The sequence below is a fragment of the Candidatus Chryseobacterium colombiense genome, from assembly GCA_029203185.1.
Lineage (GTDB): Bacteria > Bacteroidota > Bacteroidia > Flavobacteriales > Weeksellaceae > Chryseobacterium > Chryseobacterium colombiense.
In genome coordinates this window covers 1061450-1083592 of the sequence record CP119310.1, presented here as the reverse complement: position 1 = coordinate 1083592, position 22143 = coordinate 1061450, and the positions used below count along the sequence as shown (strand labels likewise).

At 33.9% G+C, this 22143-nt stretch carries 16 protein-coding genes; 10 read left to right on the top strand and 6 right to left on the bottom strand.

Annotated features, from left to right (window positions below; all coding sequences use genetic code 11):
* Positions 1-35 precede the first annotated feature (35 nt).
* On the top strand, positions 36-857 hold the full coding sequence (locus P0Y62_04700; protein ID WEK70854.1) for a hypothetical protein: 822 nt from the start codon (positions 36-38) through the stop codon (positions 855-857).
* A 92-nt stretch (positions 858-949) separates the two neighbouring features.
* On the opposite strand, the gene P0Y62_04695 is transcribed toward P0Y62_04700, so the two are convergent.
* The 4 genes from P0Y62_04695 to P0Y62_04680 all read right to left on the bottom strand — a co-directional run bounded on the left by P0Y62_04695 (position 950) and on the right by P0Y62_04680 (position 6579).
* A complete protein-coding gene (locus P0Y62_04695) occupies positions 950-3145 on the bottom strand; it encodes a B12-binding domain-containing radical SAM protein (protein WEK70853.1) in 2196 nt (731 codons plus the stop codon).
* A 70-nt stretch (positions 3146-3215) separates the two neighbouring features.
* Positions 3216-4100 carry a DMT family transporter gene (locus P0Y62_04690; GenBank protein ID WEK70852.1) on the bottom strand — a complete coding sequence of 295 codons (885 nt, stop codon included), beginning with the start codon at positions 4098-4100 and terminating at the stop codon, positions 3216-3218.
* An 87-nt stretch (positions 4101-4187) separates the two neighbouring features.
* Positions 4188-5459 (bottom strand): aminotransferase class I/II-fold pyridoxal phosphate-dependent enzyme, encoded by a 1272-nt coding sequence (locus P0Y62_04685; GenBank protein ID WEK71775.1) that lies wholly within the window; start codon positions 5457-5459, stop codon positions 4188-4190.
* Between the two features lie 82 nt (positions 5460-5541).
* Positions 5542-6579, bottom strand: a complete 1038-nt coding sequence (locus P0Y62_04680) for a cysteine synthase family protein (protein ID WEK70851.1) — start codon at positions 6577-6579, stop codon at positions 5542-5544.
* A 221-nt stretch (positions 6580-6800) separates the two neighbouring features.
* Here P0Y62_04680 and P0Y62_04675 point away from each other — a divergent pair, with 221 nt between their 5' ends.
* From P0Y62_04675 to P0Y62_04635, 9 genes are all read left to right on the top strand, one after another.
* Entirely contained in the window at positions 6801-10286 is a 3486-nt protein-coding gene (locus P0Y62_04675) for a DUF2723 domain-containing protein (protein ID WEK70850.1), read from the top strand.
* An 88-nt stretch (positions 10287-10374) separates the two neighbouring features.
* Positions 10375-11868 carry a hypothetical protein gene (locus P0Y62_04670; protein ID WEK70849.1) on the top strand — a complete coding sequence of 498 codons (1494 nt, stop codon included), beginning with the start codon at positions 10375-10377 and terminating at the stop codon, positions 11866-11868.
* 67 nt (positions 11869-11935) lie between these two features.
* Positions 11936-12460, top strand: a complete 525-nt coding sequence (locus P0Y62_04665; protein WEK70848.1) for a DUF1697 domain-containing protein — start codon at positions 11936-11938, stop codon at positions 12458-12460.
* A 270-nt stretch (positions 12461-12730) separates the two neighbouring features.
* Positions 12731-13540: a 3-deoxy-8-phosphooctulonate synthase gene (gene kdsA, locus P0Y62_04660; protein ID WEK70847.1), complete on the top strand. Its 810-nt coding sequence runs from the start codon at positions 12731-12733 to the stop codon at positions 13538-13540.
* Positions 13540-14055, top strand: a complete 516-nt coding sequence (locus tag P0Y62_04655; GenBank protein WEK70846.1) for a hypothetical protein — start codon at positions 13540-13542, stop codon at positions 14053-14055. The genes kdsA and P0Y62_04655 overlap by 1 nt, the downstream gene beginning before the upstream one ends.
* Before the next feature lie 40 nt (positions 14056-14095).
* Complete coding sequence (locus tag P0Y62_04650) at positions 14096-16300, top strand: TonB-dependent receptor plug domain-containing protein (GenBank protein ID WEK70845.1); 2205 nt, start codon at positions 14096-14098, stop codon at positions 16298-16300.
* A gap of 106 nt (positions 16301-16406) precedes the next feature.
* Positions 16407-16784: a hypothetical protein gene (locus P0Y62_04645; GenBank protein ID WEK70844.1), complete on the top strand. Its 378-nt coding sequence runs from the start codon at positions 16407-16409 to the stop codon at positions 16782-16784.
* A gap of 104 nt (positions 16785-16888) precedes the next feature.
* Positions 16889-17362, top strand: a complete 474-nt coding sequence (locus P0Y62_04640) for a DUF3347 domain-containing protein (GenBank protein WEK70843.1) — start codon at positions 16889-16891, stop codon at positions 17360-17362.
* 100 nt (positions 17363-17462) lie between these two features.
* Entirely contained in the window at positions 17463-20249 is a 2787-nt protein-coding gene (locus P0Y62_04635; GenBank protein WEK70842.1) for a multicopper oxidase domain-containing protein, read from the top strand.
* A gap of 89 nt (positions 20250-20338) precedes the next feature.
* Here P0Y62_04635 and P0Y62_04630 read toward each other — a convergent pair whose 3' ends face one another.
* Both P0Y62_04630 and P0Y62_04625 read right to left on the bottom strand, forming a co-directional pair.
* Positions 20339-20929, bottom strand: coding sequence for a hypothetical protein (locus P0Y62_04630; GenBank protein ID WEK70841.1), 591 nt, complete (start codon positions 20927-20929; stop codon positions 20339-20341).
* Between the two features lie 178 nt (positions 20930-21107).
* Positions 21108-21974 carry an RNA polymerase sigma factor RpoD/SigA gene (locus P0Y62_04625; GenBank protein ID WEK70840.1) on the bottom strand — a complete coding sequence of 289 codons (867 nt, stop codon included), beginning with the start codon at positions 21972-21974 and terminating at the stop codon, positions 21108-21110.
* Positions 21975-22143: the final 169 nt, after the last annotated feature.

The following is a 22143-nucleotide window of genomic DNA, read 5'->3' as shown; positions in this document are numbered from 1 at the left end:
TACACTTTTTTTATGTCATGTAAAAATCTGATTTTATGAGGAAAAGTTTAATCATTTTATTTACAATACTGGGATTTTTTTTAAAAGCTCAGGAAATTAAAACCAAAAGAGGAATTATCAGTATCGATGGAGTTCATGTAGCTAAAGTTTCAAGCAAATCTAATGAGTATACTTTTTTTGATCTGAAAGAAACTCCCATTTATACAATAGAATTTGTAGATAAAAGTGTAGTTGATTCTGTAAGAGATAGTTATATAAAATTGAACAGAGTTTATAATCGTGATAAAACACTTGAACTCGATTATATTTCACCTTCAGCATTTTCAGGTGAAGAAAAATCGGCAGTCTATACTTCAATTAAAGGATTGAAACTCATTGATAATAAAGGAATTAATGTTAAAAATCTTGATGAACTTTTCACTAATTCCCCTAAAAGAAAGCTAGATACCAAAACTAAAGATGCTTATACTACAAGAAGTAAAATCGATAAACTGAATATTACGGTAAACAGTGTCGGAGAAATTTTAAGTAATGGAAAACCAGTTGGTTACTTTACGAATTTACCTGTCAGCTTTGGATCAGATGATACCGTTTCTGAAAAAACTTTTGTTGATATTGAGGTCTATGATGCCAATAGCAAGTATATCGGAAAATATATAACCACGACTAAACAAATAAAAACTGCCGGTGGAAAAATTTTTACACTTTATAGACAAATGTCTGGGAGAGCATCAATTTTAAAATTTCCGACTTATAAAGCAATTGCTGAACGAATGGCCATTTTGGATCCAAACTTTATCAAAAATCAAGACAAGATAATTGTTGGTGAAGTTAAAAAAGATGGTGTTGAAAAATAAACTACTGTTCTTTAAGAATAAGAAATCCTGAAATGATTTTCAGGATTTTATTTTTACCATTTTTATAAATTTTGAGTTTAAAAATATAAAAATTATAAGCTCAAAATTACACCATTTTCTTTCAACTGTTGGATGGATTTTGAGAACCAGAACAATTCAAAATCTTCAAATTTTTCTTCAAAATTTGTCTTAAGTTGCTGAAGTGTAATACCTTTTGATTTCTCTATAACATATTCTTCCATACTTCTTAACAGCCAGTCCGCGTGATCCTGATCCAGATCTATGGATACAATATTCGTTTTTAAGTGGAATGTAAGTTGCGTGTACGGGTAAGTATATTTCTTTTTTGTTTTTACGCGATTCTCAGCGATTAAGTTTTTAGTCAGAAAAACAACTTTTGAGTTTCCTTTAAATTTGAAATCATTGCTCTCCAATAAACAATCATGAATATGATCCGGATGGACAGTTGTTTTTGGAATTTTAAAATCAAACCATTCCTGAAGAGGAAGCTCAAAATTAATTCCATGCATATAATTAAATAATGATTTCTTTAAACCAAAACTAAATTTTCCATGATCAATTCCGGTTTTATCCGTGAAATCAATATCGTTATTGGCAAACAAGATTTCTTGTTTAATTGGTGTGACTCCAAATTCTTCAGGATTCAATCCGACCGGTGAGTGAGCAGTCATAGCGAACTGATGCCAGAATCCACTTTGCAAAATTCCCATTTCAAATAATTGACGAACCATTTCCAAAGAATCAACCGTTTCCTGTATGGTCTGAGTTGGGTAGCCATACATCAAATAAGCGTGAATCATAATTCCTGATTCAGTGAAATTTCTCGTAACCTGGGCCACTTGTTCTACAGAAATTCCCTTGTCAATTAATTTTAACAATCTGTCACTCGCAACTTCAAGTCCTCCAGAAACCGCAACGCAACCGGAAAGTTTTAATAAAAAACATAAGTCGCGGGTAAAACTTTTTTCAAAACGGATATTGGTCCACCAGGTTACCACAAGATTTCTTCGCAAAATTTCTAAAGCAACTTCTCTCATCAAAGCGGGTGGAGCTGCTTCGTCCACAAAATGGAATCCGGTTTCACCAGTTGTCCGGATCAATTCTTCCATTCTGTCAACTAAAATTTTTGCAGAGATAGGTTCGTAAATTTTTATGTAATCTAAAGAAATATCGCAGAAAGTACATTTTCCCCAATAGCAACCGTGAGCCATCGTAAGTTTGTTCCATCTTCCGTCACTCCACAAGCTGTGCATCGGATTGGCGATTTCTATCACGGAAATATATTTATCTAATTGTAAATCAGTATAATCCGGAGTTCCGATTTCTGATTGTTTATAGTCATGTCTTTTGGAATTGTTTTTATAAGTAACTTCTTGATTTTCAATTAAAAAAGTTCTTTTATATTGAAATTCTTCGCCTTGTTCAGGATGACAAATATTTTCATAAAGTAGCTCAAGAGGAACTTCACCATCGTCTAAAGTGATAAAATCAAAAAATTCAAACACTCTTTTATCCTTTACTTCCCGTAATTCAGTATTGGGAAAACCTCCTCCCATGGCAATTTTTATATCAGGATAATTTTCTTTAATATATTTTGCACAACGAAAAGCTGAATATAAATTTCCGGGAAAAGGAATAGAAAAGCAAACTAATTTAGGTTGAACCGACTCTAATTTTTCCTGAAGAATTTTTAAAGTAAAATCATCAATAAAGCTTTGATTATGTGATAGTTTTGAATATAATTCATCAAAAGAATTGGCACTTTTCCCTAATCTTTCTGCATATCTGCTGAACCCGAAATCTGCATCGATATTTTCAACAATATAATCGGACAGATCTTCTAAATATAAGGTTGCCAAATGTTTAGCTTTATCCTGAAGTCCCATATTTCCGAATGCAAACTCCATATCATCAAGCTGATTAAACCGGGAAGCTTCGGGAAGAAAGTTCATTGAACAAATCTGTCTTGCCAATGTTGGAGTCTTACCTTGTAAAAAAGAAATAACCTGATCAATGGTTTTTGTATATTCTTCTCTTAATGCAAAAATTCGCTGAGAGTTTTCTGAAACATTCTGTAAATCAATTTCTTTACTGAATATTTTCAGAATTCCGTCTTTAGAAAATAATTCCAAAATAACTTCAATACCCAAATCAATCTGGTAGCTTGAAATATTTTTGGTGTTTAAAAAACCTTTGATATAAGCTGTTGCAGGATAAGGAGTATTAAGCTGGGTAAAAGGCGGAGTAATGAGAAGCAGATCTTTCAAGAGAAATTTTTTACAAATTTATTTTAAATAATTGAATTTTTATGGACTGTCTATATTGAATAATATTCTTTTATTTTTGAACTTCAATTAATTTTTTACTTTCCGAAACTACGTTCAAAATCACTCCGATTAAAATTAAAGTAATTCCTAAAAAGAGATTAAAAGTAAATTTTTCATGAAATAGTAAGACACTGATCAATACTGCAACAACAGGTTCCAAAGCTCCCAGAATTGCAGCCGGAGTAGATCCGATATATTTAATGGCATAGACCAGACATAAACTTGAAATGACTGTAGTAAGCAACGCAAAAATTAAAAAGTTGACAACAATATTTACGGACGGAATGATAAAAGATTCATTTCCAAGAACTGCTTTTGCCATAAAAAATCCGGAAGTAAACAACATGGAATAAAACGAAAGCTTAAATCCTGAAGCCTGTATCTTCGATTTGTTTACGATAACAATGTAAAGTGCATAGAATATTGAACTTAACATTACAATTCCTAATCCCAGATAATTGATTTCCATACTATTCCCTTTTAAACAAAGTATAATAACTCCGGCAAAAGCCAGGAATAATGAAAGTATGGAAAGTTTCGTTAATTTCTCTTTATAAAAGAAAAACATGATGAGTGCAACAATAACCGGGTAGATAAATAAAACGGTTGATGCGATTCCGGCTGTAAGATAATCGTATCCTAAAAATAAAAATTCTGAAGAAAGTGCGTAACAAATCCCGAGAATTGCAAATACGAATAATTCTCTTTTACTGATTAGAAAGCTTTCTTTGGAGTATAATAAATATCCTCCGATCATCAATGCTGAAAACAGAAATCTATAAAATAAAGTAATATCTAAAGAAAAGTGTGCATGCTTGATGGGTAATATAAAAATCGGAAGCAATCCATAAGAAATTGCAGATATAATACCCAAAACATAACCTCTCAGCTTCATTAATTATTTATTGTATAAATTCGGTTTTATAGAATATTATTTATAAAAAACCACTGAGGAAATTTCAGTGGCTTTTTATTTTTATTATTAAATCGGTTTGAAACTTAAACCTTGTTCTTCTAATAATTTCTGCTCCTGCTCTTTATAGTAACCACTTACTAATTTGTCATGAATTGCTTCAAATGCCGCAAGAGTTTCATTGATTTCTGCATCGGTATGAGATGCTGTCGGAATTAATCTTAGTAGAATCATTCCTTTAGGTATTACAGGATAAACTACTACAGATGTGAAGATTCCATATTTTTCTCTCAAGTCTTTTACCAATAGAGTAGCTTCTACCGGAGTTCCCTGCATCATTACCGGAGTTACACAAGTATTGGTATCTCCAATATTGAATCCTCTTTCTTTAAGCCCGCTTTGTAATTTGTTTACATTTTCCCAAAGTTTAGCTTTGATTTCAGGTCTTGTTCTCAAAAGCTCCAATCTTTTTAAACCTCCGATTACCATTGGCATTGTTAGAGATTTAGCAAAAATTTGAGATCTTAAATTGAATTTCAGATATCTGATGATTTCTTTATCTCCGGCAAGGAAAGCTCCGAAACCAGCCATAGATTTAGCAAAAGTAGAGAAGTAAACATCAATCTGATCCTGACATCCTTGTTCTTCTCCAGCTCCGGCTCCTGTCTTACCAAGGGTTCCGAAACCATGAGCATCGTCTACTAAAAGTCTGAATTGATATTTTGATTTCAGTTCACAGATTTCTTTAAGTTTACCTTGCTGTCCTCTCATCCCGAAAACTCCTTCTGTGATAACAAGAATTCCACCTCCAGTTTCCTGAGCTACTTTTGTTGCTCTCTGAAGATTTTTCTCTAAGCTTTCAATATTGTTGTGCTTGTAAGTAAATCTCTTACCTGCGTGAAGTCTTACTCCGTCTACGATACAAGCGTGAGAATCTACGTCATAAACGATTACATCATTTCTTCCTACCAAAGCATCGATGGTGGAAACCATTCCCTGATAACCGAAATTTAATAAATAAGCAGATTCTTTCTGAACAAAATCAGCAAGTTCTCTTTCGAGTTGTAAGTGCTGTTCAGTTTCTCCCGACATTGCTCTTGCTCCCATAGGATAGAACATTCCGAATTCTGCAGCAGCTTTGGCATCAGCCTCTAAAACTTCCGGGTGATTACACATTCCTAAGTAATCATTTGCACTCCAGAAAATTACTTCTCTTCCTTGGAACTGCATTCTAGGACCGATAGGACCTTCTAATCTAGGAAAAATGAAATACCCTTCTCCATAGTCTGCAAATTGTCCAAGAGGTCCTGGATTTTCTTTTATTCTTTCAAAAATATCCAACATTTTATTAGTAATTTTTAAGTAAAAAAGCCTTTAATGATCTACAAAAAAGGCTTTATTTGTATAATAAATTTATTTCTTCTTATTTGATGAATTCTGTTTTAAAAACTTCATCGTAATTATGAACACAGTTGTTTATAAACCCTTGTTCCTCCATCCACTTGTCGCTGTACACTTTGGTAATGTATCTTGAACCATGATCCGGATATATTAAAACTACAAGATCATTTTCAGAAAACTCATGAGATTGTGCATATTGTATCAATGCCTGAGTCACTGCCCCGGTTGTATATCCTCCCATAATAGCTTCTTTTAAAGCAATTTCACGGGTTCTGTAAGCAGACATTTCATCATTAACTCTTACAAACTCATCTATTTTATCAAAAAGCAGGGCAGAAGGAATTAAGTTTTTTCCCATTCCCTCGATCTGATAAGGGTGTACATCTTCTTTATGAATTTCTCCTGTTTCGTGGTAGCTTTTAAGGATAGAACCATCGGCATCTACACCTATCACTTTGATATCAGGATTTTTTTCCTTTAAAAATTTTGCTGATCCGGATAAAGTTCCACCAGTTCCAGTGCATGCAAAAAGGTGAGTGATCTTACCTTCTGTCTGCTCCCAAATTTCAGGTCCGGTTGTTTGGTAGTGGGCATCAATATTTAATTCATTAAAATACTGATTGATGTAAACTGAATTTGGTGTTTCTGAAGCGATTCTTTTAGCAACTTCATAATAAGATCTGGGATCGTCTGCAGGAACATTGGCAGGGCATATGTAAACAGTGGCTCCAAGTGCTTTCAGATAAGCTATTTTTTCAGGCTTTGTCTTATCACTTACAGCAAGTATACATTTATATCCTTTAATGATGCAAACCATTGCAATAGAAAAACCTGTATTTCCGGAAGTTGTTTCTACAACTACAGAATCTTCTTTTAACAAGCCTTTTTTCTCAGCGTTTTCTATAATATGAAGTGCGATTCTATCTTTAGTGGAATGTCCAGGATTATATGATTCTAACTTGGCATAAACGGTTGCAGGAATATCTTTCGTAACAGTATTAAGCTTCACCATAGGAGTGTTTCCTATTAGGCCAAGAATATTATCGTAAACATTACTCATTATTTGTTATTTTCAATAAAAATCTGACGGCAAAAATACAAAAAAATAAATAATTTTTAAACTTTTGTTGAATTTCAAACGATCGATTGGTTAAAAAATATTTTTTAATTTATAATTTTCCCTGTAGAGACTTGGCAAATACTACGCCAAATTTTTAAATTTTGTTAAAATCCCCACGGAATGATCTAAAAACGTTATTTTCGCATAATTGATTTTATACTATGAAAAACTGGACTTTTAGGCAATGGAACACCTTTCTCGGATGGGTGATTTTTGTCATTGCATTTTTCACTTATCTTTCGACCATAGAGCCCAATTTTAGTTTCTGGGATTGTGGGGAATATATTTCTTCGGCAGTAAAGCTGGAAGTGACACACGCACCGGGAGCAGCATTGTTCCAGATCGTGGGCGCAGTAGCAGCTATTTTTGCTTTTGGAAATGGTGAAAACTACTCAATTGTTATTAATGGAATGTCTGCATTATTCAGTGCATTTACAATTTTGTTTTTGTTCTGGACGATCACTCATTTTTTAAGAAGACTTCTGAACAAAGATTTTGAAGAAGTAACAAAACATCAGGAAATCTCTATCCTTTTTGCAGGAGTTGTAGGCGCTTTGTGTTTTACCTTTTCAGATACATTTTGGTTTTCTGCTGTAGAAGGTGAAGTATATTCTATGGCTTCTATGTTTATTGCTTTATTAGTTTGGTTGATTACTAAATGGGAAAATGAATATAAAGATGCTGCCAATGAAAGATGGATTATCCTTATTTTCTTCATCCTTGGTCTTTCTGTGGGAGTGCATATGATGTGTATGCTGGCAATTCCGGCAGTTTGTTTAGTGTATTATGCAAGAAACTATAAGTTCACCTGGAAGAATTTTATCTGGGCAAACTTAATTACTTTGGGAATTTTAATTATTGTTTTCAAAATTATTTTCCCATTGATCATGACGATGTTCGGAAGACTTGAGATCTTCTTTGTAAACGGATTGGGACTACCTTTCCATTCAGGAACTATCGTTGCGTTTATCTTAATGGTTGCCATTTGTTATTTCCTTATTAAGTATGCAAGAAAATCAAAAAGAAACGTATTTCAGACGGCTGCATTATCTGTAGTATATATGATTATCGGTTTCTCTTGCTGGATGGTAATTCCGATCAGAGCCAATGCAAATCCGCCAATGAACCTTAATGATCCTGATACAGCAATTGGTATGCTGGATTATTATAACAGAGAACAGTATGGTGACTGGCCAACAATTTATGGACAGAATTATACAGCATTTTTAGATGCAAAAGGAATTGAGAAAAATGAGGATGGAAGCTTTAAAACAGTTAAAACAGGTGACATCTACGAAAAAGATGAAAAAAGCGGAACCTACAGAAAAACGGGAGATCGATTCAACTATGTGTTCAACAAATCGCATGTAAGCTTAATGCCGAGAATGTTTAGTGAAGATAAGCAGGTAATGGCTAACTATATTTCTATGTATGGAGCGCCTGATTTTACATTCAACTATGACAATGCAGATATTGCTGATGATCCTCAGGCAAAACAGATTTTTGAAGAATTAAGAGCAAAATACGAAGACGGAACGATTACCGCTTCAGATTATCTTAAAGTAAAACCTTACGATTTGATTAATGTTCAGAAGCCTTCATTGGCTCAGAATATGGATTACTTTATTACTTTCCAAAACGGATATTATTTTGTAAGATATTTATTCTGGAACTTTGTAGGAAGACAGAATGACCTTGAAGGAAGCACTGAAAATACAAGAGGAAACTGGATCTCCGGAATCTCTTTTATTGATAATGCGATGTGGGGAAATCAGGAAGCAATGCCTGCAAAATATAAAAATGAAAGTACCGTTAAGTTTTTCTTCTTACCTCTAATTTTAGGGTTAATTGGATTCTTTTTCCAGTTAAACAGAGATTTCGGAAGATTCTATGCAATGCTTTCAATCTTTATTATAATGAGCGTTGGGATTATTTTCTATACAGGAGTAAAACCTTTTGAGCCAAGGGAAAGAGATTATGCGATGGTAGGTTCATTCTATGTTTTCGCGATATGGATTGGTTTAGGAGCCGGAGCTATTCTTTGGTTTTTACAGTCTAAAATAAAATCCAATGCCGCAAATATTGTTGCAGGCGTAGTGTTATTAGGAGTTCCTTTTATGATGGGCTTCCAGAATTATAATGTACACAACAGACACAACAGATATACTTCTTACGATTACGGATATTCAATTTTGAAATCTTTGCCAAAGAATGATATTTTATTGGTGTATGGAGACAATGATACTTATCCGGTTTGGGCAATTCAGGAGACAGAAAGATTCCGTGATGACGTGAAAGTGGTTAACTTTACGTTGGCATCGACTCCTTGGAATTTGGATCAGGTAAAAAGAAGAACGTACAATGCAGCAGGAATTCCGGGTATCCTTACTCATGATGACTACAGAGACGGTGTAAATGACCAGATTTATCTGATGAAGAAAGAAGATTGGGAAGGAGTTTTCTCAATGTTGAAACAACAAGGCGCTCCGGAAACAGAATTCCAGTCATTCAGAAAATATCTTACACAGGATTCTATAACATTGAAAGAAGCTCTTAACTTCATCAAAACGAAATCACCTGAAAAAGATGAGCTTTTAAAAATGTACTTCGGAGAAGAAAAATATGAAAAATACAATATCCTTCCGGTAACCAAATTTATCTTGCCTGTCAATAAAGAAAATGCGGTAAAAGCAGGAATCATCAATGCGTCAGATCTTCCAAATGTAGCGAATCAGATTATGATTGATTATAAAGCCAATACATTGTACAAGAGCAACCTGATGATGCTTGATCTGCTTGCTAACTTTGATTGGAAAAGACCGGTAAGCTTCTCTTCAGGAGGTATCTATGACAGTGAAAATATTTTCTATCTTGATGAATATTTACAGTTTGACGGATTTAGTTATAGATTAATTCCTATTCATACCCCTCAAACTGCAGACGGAGATTTAGGAAGAGTAGATGGAAATTCACTTTATAATGTGGTTAAAAACTATAGATGGGGTAATTTTAAAGATCTGAATACGCATTTTGATGAAACGGCTACTTCAAATATTATCAGCTACAGAAGCTCTGCAGGTAGAGCAGCAGCGACATTGGCATTAAGCGGTCAAAAGGCAAAAGCTTTAGAATTACTGGATCTTGCGGCAAAAGAAATTCCTGCAGAAAAATACAATGATCCTCGTTCATTAAGCTCTATAGTTTACGGATATATTGTTGCAGGCCAGGAACAGAAAGCATTGAAATTAGCAGACGTGCTCAAAAAAGGAATCTTTGAAGAATACGAATATTATCTGAAACTAAGTCCTCATGACCAGAAACTGATAGGAAGGGAAATGAGAAGCAAACCTATGGAATATTCATTAGTTGTTTCTGCGGTTACTGATGGATACAGAAAAATAGGTCAAAAAGATAAAGCGTATAATTATCTGGTAAAATCAATAGAGCCTATTGACAGCAGATTCAACAGATTTGTAGAGAATCTTAAAGAAATGGGTAAAGAAAAGGCGATGAAAGAATCTGAAAAAGTACAAAAGATAACGCCTTTCTACCAATATTTATTTGATGTGATGGAACCATACGATTCTACTTACTCCAAAGAAAAAGAACAACAGATTACCAATGCGATTATAAAAGCGACACAATAAGTATTTAAAAACGGAACTTCGGTTCCGTTTTTTTATTTGTTGATAATCAGAAATTTTAAAATTATCTTTGCGTCATTAAAAATACATAATGACCGAACCTCAAAATAAATATCTTCCCATTTATGCTGTTTTCTTTGCAATTATTGTAAAACTGTATTTTTTGCTCACCCATCATATTCAGGAAGATGCTTTTATTACCTGGAGAGTCGCTCAGAACCTTATGGATTATGGAGTTATAGGTTTTAACGGAGCTACTAAAATCTCTGCTTCTACTACGCATCTATATGTTTTTGTATCCTATTTTTTCAATCTGATTTTCGGGAAAGAAAACTTTATAGAACCATTACTTATTTTTAATACCGTATTGTTTACAATAGGAAGTCTTTTCCTTTCAAATTTGATTTTTAAAAACGCTTGGCATCAAGCAATTTTCATATTTCTTTTTGGTATTCTCCCTCCCTCTATTAAGATTTCTATTTTAGGAATGGAATACGGAATCCTGTTCTTTTTAGAAATGACTTTGCTGTATTATGGCTTCAAAAAAGAGCAAAAATGGGCTTTACTTATTTTTCCTGTTTTAATTTTATTTACCAGAATAGATTCAGCCATTTTTTTGGGAATTGTCTTTCTAGTCGATACTTTTTGGAATCGAAAAATAAAATGGAGCTATGTTTTCGGAGGTATTTTAGGAATCAGTATCGCATTAGCTTTTAACTGGTTTTATTTTGGAGAATTGATCAACAATACAATCGTTGCTAAAAAACTGCGCTATGACAACAATTTTACATTACAGCAAAACTGGGATTATTTCAGACTGAATTACGGTAACTTTTGGGGAATGCTTAAATTACCCGGAGATTTGAATCCTTTTACCATTCTTGTGGCTGTTTTTGAGATCGTATGTTTCATTTTTATCATAAGACAGAAAGCACAAACGCAAAGAAATAAATTCTTGTGGATGATTTTTATTTTTGCCTGGACGAAACAGATTATTTTTCTTTCACAGAAAAGTCTTTTCGATTGGTATTATTGGATTCCTCAAATTTTACTTTTTGTTCCGGTTATAGTATTTGTATTAGAGCAGAAAGAAAAAAGAAATATTTGGCTGTGTTCTCTGGTTGTTTTCTATATTCTTCCAATGTTGGCTTTTCAGACGGTACATTCCATTGCCACAGGAAACGGGGAATGGAATTACAGAAGATCAATCGGGCTTTATCTGGATTTATATGAAAAAGACAAAAAACAATGGATTCTGCTTGAACCTGCAGGTTATATTCCTTATTTCTCGGGATTAAAAACAATTGATGAAGTAGGATTGGTCGATAAGCAGATTCAGGAAGAGATCAAAAAAGACAAAGTCAATTATTGGATCAATACGGTAAAGAAAAGAAAACCTAAATACCTGCTTTCTTATAAAGATTTGTTTACCGAAAAAGATGCTGAATATTATAAAACCCATTATAAGCTTTTGAAGGAATTTCGAATTAAAGAACATCTAAACAGCCAGAATAAAATTCTTGATAAAATTTATCATCTGAAACCATCCGGAACAGATTATAACTTATATGTAAAAATTAAATAATATAATCATTCAACAATTCAACAAATTAACAACTTAGCAGCTTAACAATTTAACCAATCTATCAACCATGAAATACTGTGCTTTTCTTCGCGGAGTTAATGTAAAAGGAACCAATATGAAAATGGCAGAAGTTTGCCAGGTATTTAAAGATGCAGGAGTGAAAAATGTTGCTTCCGTTCTGGCTTCCGGAAATATTATTTTTTCATCAGATAAAAAAGCCGGAGAACTAAAAGAAATTCTTGAAAAAGCCATGTCTGAACATTTTTCTTACGAGGCTTATCTGTTCATTAAATCCCAGGAGGAAATAGAACAATTTTGGAAGGGGAACCCTTTTGAAAAAAATGATGATCTTCATTCCTATACTTTTGTCGGAAACGATGGTGTTGAAAAAGTTCTGATGCAGGAATTTGAAAACGCCGTAAAAACAGACCATGAAGACGCTAAGATCGTGAATAATATCTTTTACTGGCAAGTTCCGAAAGGGAATACTTTAGATTCTACTTTTGGAAAGATTTTAGGAAAGAAAACTTTGAAAGATCAGTTTACAAGCAGGAATATCAATACTTTTGAAAAGATTTTAAAGAAATTTTAATTTCAAATCCTTCTTGGATTGAATAGAAAAGATGCTTCGGCAAGCTCAGCATGACAGCCGAATACTATCAATCTTTAACTTAATATTGCTTTGTAACGATGTCATGCTGAGCGAAGTCGAAGCATCCATCCATTCGTATAAACTAAAACTCAGAAAAATTTAGAAATTGAAAGACTAGAGCTATTATCATCATAGTATTAAAGCCTTCAAATAATTTCCGATTCTGAAACTTTCTCAGTATTTTTACTGAACTTTTTAATAAAAAATAAAATGATTCAGTATTTAGATAATATTCATCACAAAGATTCAAAAAACTTTTTCCTTATTGCCGGTCCTTGTATTATTGAAGGCGAAGATATGGCTCTTAGAATTGCTGAAAAAGTGGTAGAACTGACTAATAAATATAATATTCCCTATATTTTTAAAGGAAGTTTCAAAAAAGCCAACAGAAGTAGAGTAGACTCGTTTACGACAATTGGCGAAGAAAAATCTTTGGGAATCCTTAAAAAAGTCGGGGAAACATTCAATATTCCAACAACAACAGATATTCATGAGAACGAACATGCTGCTTTGGCAGCTCAGTATGTTGATGTTCTGCAGATTCCTGCTTTTTTAGTACGTCAGACAGACCTTTTGGTCGCTGCAGCAAAAACAGGAAAATGTGTAAGCCTTAAAAAAGGGCAGTTCCTTTCCCCGGAATCTATGAAATTTGCTGTTCAGAAAATTACCGATTCTGATAATCCTAGAGTTGCGATCATTGAAAGAGGAAATTCTTTCGGATATACAGACCTCATTGTAGATTACAGGGGAATTCCTACGATGAGAGCATATGCTCCGGTTATTTTGGATGTTACGCATTCTTTACAGCAGCCTAACCAAAGTTCAGGAGTGACAGGAGGAAGGCCGGATCTTATTGAAACGGTTGCCAAAGCAGGAATTGCTGTAGGTGCGGACGGGATTTTCATAGAAACCCATCCAACACCTGAAACCGCCTTATCTGATGGAGCCAATATGTTAAGACTTGATTTATTAGAAGATTTATTACAAAAATTGACAAGAGTAAGAGAAGCTATTTTATAATGAAGAAATTTTTATTGTTCTTATCAATCTCCTTTTCTCTATCTGTATATGCCCAGAAAAGAGATTCATTACAATTTTCCTTACCTGAAAAATATAATCTTCATTTGGAAGAAAAACAGGAAAATGATCAGATGATCATGATGGAATATATTCCTAAAGGTCAGAATTGGGATAACTATGATATTATTGTTACAAAATTAGTTACTAAAAATGTAGCTTCAGTTCCGCTACAGACTTTTTTTGATAATATTAAAAAAAGTACTCAGGCAAAGACCAAAAATCTAAAAATAAAAGAATTGGCAAGAAATAAAAAAGATGAACGAGAGTACATTCTTTTTACAATGGAGGCAGATTCTTATAAAGATTCCAAAACTACGGAGTCTCAGATTTATTACTTTACAAAAGGGAATAATGATGTATTTATGTGCATTGCTGCCATAAAAGAAAAGAAATTACCTGAAAAATTTGTGGAAGAATGGTCAAAAGTTTTCCTGCAGAGTCAAATAATAAAATAAAAGTTATAAATTAACCGTTTGAAATTTTAAAACATTTCTTTTGAAAAAACTAGTTTTACCATTGAGCTTAATGGCTCCTCTATTTGTATTTTCTCAGACCAAGAAAAAAGATACAACAACTAGAGTTACCAATATCGAGGAAGTCGTTTTCCAGAGACAGTCAGGAAAAACAACCGACCTTTCCGCTGTAAAGATATCAGCAAAAGATGCTCAGAATGTGGCCAGTATTTCAGGAGGAATTGAAGGGATTCTTAAAACCCTACCTTCTGTAAACTCCAATACAGAGCTTTCTTCCCAGTATATGGTTCGTGGTGGTAACTATGATGAAAACCTTATCTACATTAATGATATTGAAATTTACCGCCCGTTTCTGATCAGAAACTCTCAGCAGGAGGGGATGAGTATCATTAATCCGGATATGGTTTCTACGGTTAATTTCTCAGCAGGAGGTTTTGAGGCAAGATATGGAGATAAAATGTCTTCCGCTCTTAACATTTATTACAGAGAACCTAAAAAGCTTGAACTTTCGGGAGAAGCCAGTCTTATCGGAGGCAGATTAACGGCAGGGTTGGCTTCAAAAAATAAAAAACTGACCGCTTTATTTTCAGGAAGGTACAGAAATACCAATCTGGTACTAAATACTTTAAATGAAGATACGGATTTTAACCCTTCCTATTGGGATTTTCAGTCTTACATCAATTATCATGTAAGCGATAAATTTTCACTTTCATTCATAGGATACTATTCTAAGAATGATTATGAAATGATTCCCAAAGCAAAAAGTGTAACCTTTGGAAGTCTTCAGCAGCCTATTACTGTCAATATCGGTTATGCCGGACAGGAGCAGGATATGTATAAAAATATGATGGGAACATTCTCTATGAATTATAAACCATCAGATAAATGGAGATTTACCTTAGACAGCTTTTCTTATCAGAACAGAGAAAAAGAATATTATACCATTCATTCTCAATACGAACTTCAGACTTTTGATCCGGCGACGGGAGCTCCTGTTGTTTCCTATGATGTAGGAGGTCAGATTGAGAGTGCAAGAAATGATCTTTTTGTAAGAACCTACGGAACGCAGTTCAGAGCGAAATTTTCTCCTAATGTAAATTCGGATTTTGAAGTGGGTTTCAAATATGAAAAAGAGAATCTGAAAGACCTTACGAATGAGTGGAAGTTGGTAGATTCTGCAGGTTACAGTATTCCAAGACCAGCTAATATTCTTAATCCAAGAATGAATGAAGGTGATCTTGAGCTGTTTTACAGCATAGCAGGAAAAAATCATATTCAGCCGACAAGACTATCTGCTTATGCACAATATTCTCAGAAGTTTTATTGGGGAAACAGTAAGGTATTTGTAAACGTAGGCGCAAGAGTTGCCAATTGGAGTTTTAATAAAGAAACTATTTTTTCTCCAAGATTCCAGTTTGCTATAAAGCCTGACTGGGATTCAGATATGTTATTTAAAGTGAATGGTGGTATCTATTACCAATCTCCTTTTTATAAAGAAATCAAAGACTTGGAGGGGAATTTCAATTCTGATATAAAATCTCAGCGTTCTATACAGCTTGTATTAGCAAATGATTACGAATTTGAGATGTATGACCGACCATTTAAGCTGACTACAGAGCTCTATTATAAGAAAATGGATAATCTGATCCCTTATTATATGGATAATGTCAGAATTCGTTATTCAGGTCAGAACAATGCTTCAGGTTATGCATACGGAATAGATACCAGATTATACGGGGAATTTGTTCCGGGTATAGACTCTTGGTTGTCTGCGAGTTATGCAAGAGCCTACGAAAATATTGATGGCAGAGGAAATATCCCGAGACCTACGGATCAAAGACTGAGATTTGCGATGTTTTATCAGGATTATATGCCGAAATTTCCTTCCATGCGTGTAAACCTTACTCTGGTCTATGCCATGGGATTGCCAAACGGAGCGCCTGTATTTACGGACCCTTATCAGTATCAGAATACATTACCTTCATATAAGAGGGTAGATCTTGGACTTTCCAAAGTATTTATTGATAGAAAAGACAATAAAAAAACATACGGTTTCTGGAGCAATTTCGATGAACTGACATTGGGAGTTCAGGTATTTAATGCATTTAATATCAATAATACAGTTGCCAATCAGTGGATTACGGATTATAACTCTAATCTGATGTATCCGGTTCCGGTGCGTCTTACAGGAAGGTTCTTTAATGTGAAATTAGAATTTAAATTATAAATGAAAAGCTTCTGAATTCCAGAAGCTTTTTTTCTTTCCCGAATTTTATAACAACAATACAAAATTCTGTAACCATCCTATTAAAGATATTTTTAACTTTGTCTCAATGAAAAAGATTCTTGCCATACTGTTTTCTGTTTTCTACTTCGGATTCTCTTCCGGAGCAGTTTTCAGTGTACACTATTGTATGGAGGAATTTGCCTCTATAAGTCAGAAAGTTGATGATGTTTGTAGCAAATGCGGAGTTAAAACAAAAAAAGACTGCTGCAAAACCGAAATCAAAGTTGTAAAAGTTGATGATTCCCAAAAATCAGATTTTCTTACAATTGATTTCCTAAAACAAATATCAGAAATTCAGCATTACGATTTTTTCTTTCCTGACCGGTCTTTTTCAGCTACGAAATTTACACAGATTCAAATCAATGCACCGCCGGAAAACCGGTCGGTTCCTATCTATATCAATCATTGTAATTTTAGAATTTAGAATTCGTCAGTCGTTTGATAAGTTTATTATAAGTAACGACATGACCTGTCGCTTTATGCGATTAAAATTCTTATCCTAAAAAATTAATTCTAAAATTTAATACAATGAAAAAATATATCATTACAGCAGCATTATCTTTATTTTCAATCATTTCCCTTTCGGCTCAATCTAAAAAAGATGCTCAGGTTTCTAAGCTTTACCAAAATTATATTGCCATTAAATCGGCTTTAGCTTCAGACGATGCAGACAAAACATCGAAAGCTGCAACAGAATTCATTAAAACGGCTTCTGCAATTGACTATAAGCTGGTTTCTGAAGGAAATTTAAATATCCTAAGAAAAGACGCCACCGCAATTTCTGAAGCAAGAAATATAAACACTCAAAGAGAAACTTTTTTCAACCTTTCAGACAACATGATTGCTCTGACTAAAGAGTTTAAATTATCGGAAAATCCTATTTACGTTCAATATTGCCCTATGGCTGATGGAAGCTGGCTGAGCGATGAAAAGAAAATCATAAATCCTTATTATGGAAGCTCTATGCTTTCATGTGGAAGTGTGAAGTCAGAGATTAAATAATTTATCTATTTTATTTAAAAATAATAAGTTGTATAGTTTTAATTAGAATTAACTTTAATTATTTAATTGAAATTATACAGCTTTAAAACTTCGAAATATTATGAAAAAAATAATAATGTTTCTGGTGCTTTTATTCCCTGTCTTTAGTTTTTCACAGACGACAAAAATCTATTTTACGTGTCCGATGGATCCTGAAATTGTTTCTTCTCAACCAGGGGATTGTCCCAAATGCGGAATGACTTTAAGGAAGAAAACAATTGTTATGAAGCCGAAAGTTGTTACCCAACCGGAAGTGAAAACTGTGCCTAAAACAGAGATAAAATCAACAGAAGTTAAGAATAAGGTTAAGGCTAAGCTTGAGAAAAAAAATGAGGTAAATAAATTTAGCAAAACCGATAAAATTACTATTCCTAAATCTGCTTTAAATAATAAAAACAAAAAAGAAGTAGAATCAAAGTCTCAAACTAAATCTCTACTTCAACCTCAAAAATATACCTGTCCGATGCATCCGGAAGTAATTTCTGATAAACAAGGAAAGTGCCCGAAATGTGGAATGGATTTGGTTGAAATTGAAAATCATGCTCAACTTGAACTTGAACCTGAGACTAAAAGCTCTGTTTTAAAAAGAAATTCAGAAAATGGCAGGATAAGTTTTGGAGGAAAAACAGTCCGTTATGATCTTTATGTAAAAGATACGATCGTGAATTTTACCGGTAAAAATAGGAGAGCAATTGCTGTGAACGGAAAATTGAAGGCTCCGACATTATATTTTACAGAAGGAGATACTGCAGAAATTTATCTTCACAATATGCTGAAAGAAAACACCGGATTTCATTGGCACGGTGTGATTTTGCCCAATGAGCACGATGGTGTTCCTTATCTGACCACAAAACCAGTACAACCTGGAGAAACCCATCTGTATAAATTTAAAATCTCTCAAAACGGAACGTATTGGTATCATTCCCATGAAAGTTTACAGGAGCAGATTGGAATGAACGGAATTCTGGTTTTTCAAAAAAGAGAAGGTGAACCAAAAACAGAATATACAAAGGAAATTCCTGTTTTATTAGGAGATTGGAGCGATGATGATCCCATGCAGATTGCAAGAAGGCTTCATATGGCGAATACGGATTGGTATGCCATTAAGAAAAATGCAGTACAAAGTTATTGGGAAGCCATAAAATCCGGAAACTTCGGAACCAAAGCGCTGAATGAATGGAAGAGGATGGAAGCAATGGATGTAAGTGATGTGTATTACGATAAATTTCTCATCAACGGACAGCCCAGTTCAGAATATTCCCAATTAAAAGCAGGAGATAAAGTCAGATTGAGAGTAGCCAACGGAGGTTCTTCCACCTATTTTTGGCTGAATTTCGGAGGCGGAAAAATAAAAGTGGTAGGAAATGACGGAAATGATGTAGTTCCTGTGGAAGTCGACCGTTTAATAGTCGGTGTTTCCGAAACGTATGATATTGAAGTGACCCTTCCTGAGAATAAAAGCTTTGAATTCCGTGCGACTTCGGAAGACAGAATTGGTTATGCTTCGCTTTGGTTAGGTTCGGGAGATAAGGTTGAAGCTCCCAATTTACCGAGACTAAAACTTTTTGAAGGAATGAAAATGATGAACGGAATGATGGAAATGAGCGGAAATATGAAGCCAATGAATATGACGATGAGCAATCAGATGATGGACATGAATGAAGTCATGTACCCAGAACTTCCTGAAAGCCAGCGCAAAATAACGATGAAGCATATGAATGAAATGATGGGAATCAAAACCAAAGAAAAAGAAAATGAAGACCATTCTGAACATTCTGCTATGAATATGCAGCAAGAAAAATCAATTAAAAGGTTATCTTATAATATTTTAAAATCTCCTGAAAAAACAATTCTTCCTACAGAAAATGTTCGTGAGTTGAAATTTACGCTGGAAGGAAATATGAATCATTATCTGTGGACTTTAGATAATAAAACGGTTACAGAAACAGATAAGATATTAGTGAAAAAAGGAGAAATTCTGAGAATTACCATGTATAATAATTCCATGATGCGTCATCCAATGCACCTTCATGGTCATGATTTCAGACTGATTAATTCAAAAGGAGAATATTCACCGCTTAAAAATGTAGTGGATATTATGCCAATGGAAACCAATACGATAGAATTTGCAGCTAATCAGGATGGTGATTGGTTCTTTCACTGTCATATTTTATACCATATGATGGCAGGAATGGGAAGAATTTTCAGTTATGAAAACTCAAAGCCGAATCCACAGCTTCCGAATAGAAAATTAGCATGGAAAAACTTTTTAAAAGATAACAGAATGATAAGCTCAATGGCTATGCTGGATCTTCAGAGTAATAAACTCCATGCTGAAACCATGACGATGTTCGGACCGAGATGGGCTAATCTTAATGAATTTCATTCCAATTGGGATTTCGATCATTTTGAGGGAAATGTAAAAGTCGGAAGATTCTTAGGGAAATTTCAATGGGCGTTACCTTATGCAGGTTTCAGGATTCAGAAAAACCATGAGATAATGGAAAGACAAATGACAGAAGAAATGGAAATGGACTTCCATGGAAAGAAAAGTTGGTTTGGCCAGCAAACAGCTTCTAAAAATAAAGCTAATTTTATTGTGGGTATGCAATATCTTTTGCCGATGTTGGTGACAGCCGATGCAAGTGTTGATCAAAACGGAAAAGTTTTGCTGGAATTGAGTAGGGAAGATATTCCGCTTTCCAGAAGGTTAAGAGGAAATTTCAGCTTAAATTCTGACGGTGAATTTAACACAGGATTACGGTATATCTTACAGAAATGGGTGTCAGTTTCCGGGAATTATGACAACGAAATGGGATGGGGAGCCGGAATTACTTTGACTTATTAATAAAAAAGACTGTTTCAATGTTGAAGCAGTCTTTTATTTTCTACAGATGTTATTTTAAAAGTTATAGTTCGGCTATTAAAATTGATTCCCTATTTTAAATTTTTAAGTTCATTCAATAACTGATTCTGCTTCTTGATGAAAGTCTCTAAACTGTCGGTTTTTAAAGGGTGGGCATTTTGATATTTTTCGATTTCAGGCAGTGTTTTTCTGATTTTGAAAGCTGTGTATAAATTGTTTATTCTTTCAGCATTTGCTGTAAGCTGGGAAATTAGGGTTTTGATATTTTTTATTTTTAAATTATGTTTTTCAGCATTTATCTTGATTTGATTTTCAAGCTGATGTTTTAAAAGCGAATCGGTAATACTATTGGTCTGATAATGTGCATCTCTGTAATAGGCTTCTGATTTATCAAGAACAACATTATAATATTCAAGAATTTTTCTTTGATGATCATACGATTTTAGCATTCTATCATCAAGAGCAGAGAGTTTTTTATCGTTTTTGATCAGTTCAGAATAAATCTTGTCAATCATATTGTCATCATATCGACTTGAGAAAGACCCTTTTATAGAAGAATCAGTATTATCAACAGCGTTTTCTACAGTTGGTTTATTTTCAAATTTGCTTTCAGTACAAGAAAGTATTAAAAATAGAGTAGAAGTAATAAGTATTTTTTTCATGGATATTATTATAAATGTATTATTGTCATTCCGACGAAAGGAAGAATTTATTTAATTCTTGAGGATTCTTCACTTCGCATTGCTCCGTTCAGAATGACAAATATAATTTAGTTTCAAAATTATTGCAAAAAAAACGGAGTCTGAAAATCAAACTCCGTTAGTAAATTTTTGCGTAAAATTATTTACCTAAATAAGATTTCAAAATCTTACTTCTGGTATTGTGTTTCAATCTCTTGATCGCTTTTTCCTTGATCTGACGAACTCTTTCTCTAGTAAGATCAAAAGTTTCACCAATTTCTTCTAACGTCATCGGGTGTTTTCCGTTCAATCCGAAGTATAATCTTACCAAATCGGCTTCTCTTGGAGTCAAAGTATTCAATGCTCTTTCAATCTCGATTTGTAGAGATTCTAGCATCAGATCTTTATCCGGACTTGGAGATTCTCCTGAACGTAATACATCATAAAGATTAGAATCTTCACCTTCCACTAAAGGTGCATCCATAGACAAATGTCTTCCGGAGTTTTTCATAGATTCCTTGATATCTTCCTCGCTCATGTCAAGAACTTCAGCCAATTCTTCCGGAGAAGGTGGTCTTTCATTTTCCTGCTCAAGGTGAGCGTATGCTTTGTTAATCTTGTTGATGGAACCGATTTTGTTCAATGGTAATCTTACAATTCTTGACTGTTCAGCCAATGCCTGTAAAATTGATTGACGAATCCACCAAACCGCGTAAGAGATAAATTTGAAACCTCTTGTCTCATCATACCTTTTTGCCGCTTTCATCAATCCTAAGTTACCTTCATTAATTAAATCGGGTAAAGAAAGACCTTGATTTTGGTACTGCTTAGATACTGAAACTACGAAACGAAGGTTGGCTTTGATTAATTTCTCAAGTGCTGCTCTGTCGCCTGCACGGATTCTTTGTGCCAATTCTACTTCTTCGTCCGCAGTAATTAGTTCTACTTTACCAATTTCCTGCAAATACTTGTCTAATGAAGCAGTTTCCCTGTTGGTAACCTGCTTAGTGATTTTTAATTGTCTCATCTATTTTTATCCTCAAAAAAGAGTTACTATATATTATACGTATCAAGAGGTAAAAAGGTTACACCTATTTTGATTATTTTTTGTTTAGTTCAACTGAAATTAGAAAAATAGTCGTAAATTATCGCTCCCATGTCATAGAACAGCGATTTTATGATTTACTACTTATAAG

Coding starts and splice junctions, on each gene's coding strand:
- P0Y62_04700 (WEK70854.1), top strand. CDS start 36: ATGAGGAAAAGTTTAATCATTTTATTTACAATACTGGGATTTTTTTTA.
- P0Y62_04690 (WEK70852.1), bottom strand. CDS start 4,100: ATGAAGCTGAGAGGTTATGTTTTGGGTATTATATCTGCAATTTCTTAT.
- P0Y62_04680 (WEK70851.1), bottom strand. CDS start 6,579: ATGAGTAATGTTTACGATAATATTCTTGGCCTAATAGGAAACACTCCT.
- P0Y62_04675 (WEK70850.1), top strand. CDS start 6,801: ATGAAAAACTGGACTTTTAGGCAATGGAACACCTTTCTCGGATGGGTG.
- P0Y62_04670 (WEK70849.1), top strand. CDS start 10,375: ATGACCGAACCTCAAAATAAATATCTTCCCATTTATGCTGTTTTCTTT.
- P0Y62_04665 (WEK70848.1), top strand. CDS start 11,936: ATGAAATACTGTGCTTTTCTTCGCGGAGTTAATGTAAAAGGAACCAAT.
- kdsA (WEK70847.1), top strand. CDS start 12,731: ATGATTCAGTATTTAGATAATATTCATCACAAAGATTCAAAAAACTTT.
- P0Y62_04655 (WEK70846.1), top strand. CDS start 13,540: ATGAAGAAATTTTTATTGTTCTTATCAATCTCCTTTTCTCTATCTGTA.
- P0Y62_04645 (WEK70844.1), top strand. CDS start 16,407: ATGAAAAAGATTCTTGCCATACTGTTTTCTGTTTTCTACTTCGGATTC.
- P0Y62_04640 (WEK70843.1), top strand. CDS start 16,889: ATGAAAAAATATATCATTACAGCAGCATTATCTTTATTTTCAATCATT.
- P0Y62_04635 (WEK70842.1), top strand. CDS start 17,463: ATGAAAAAAATAATAATGTTTCTGGTGCTTTTATTCCCTGTCTTTAGT.
- P0Y62_04630 (WEK70841.1), bottom strand. CDS start 20,929: ATGAAAAAAATACTTATTACTTCTACTCTATTTTTAATACTTTCTTGT.
- P0Y62_04625 (WEK70840.1), bottom strand. CDS start 21,974: ATGAGACAATTAAAAATCACTAAGCAGGTTACCAACAGGGAAACTGCT.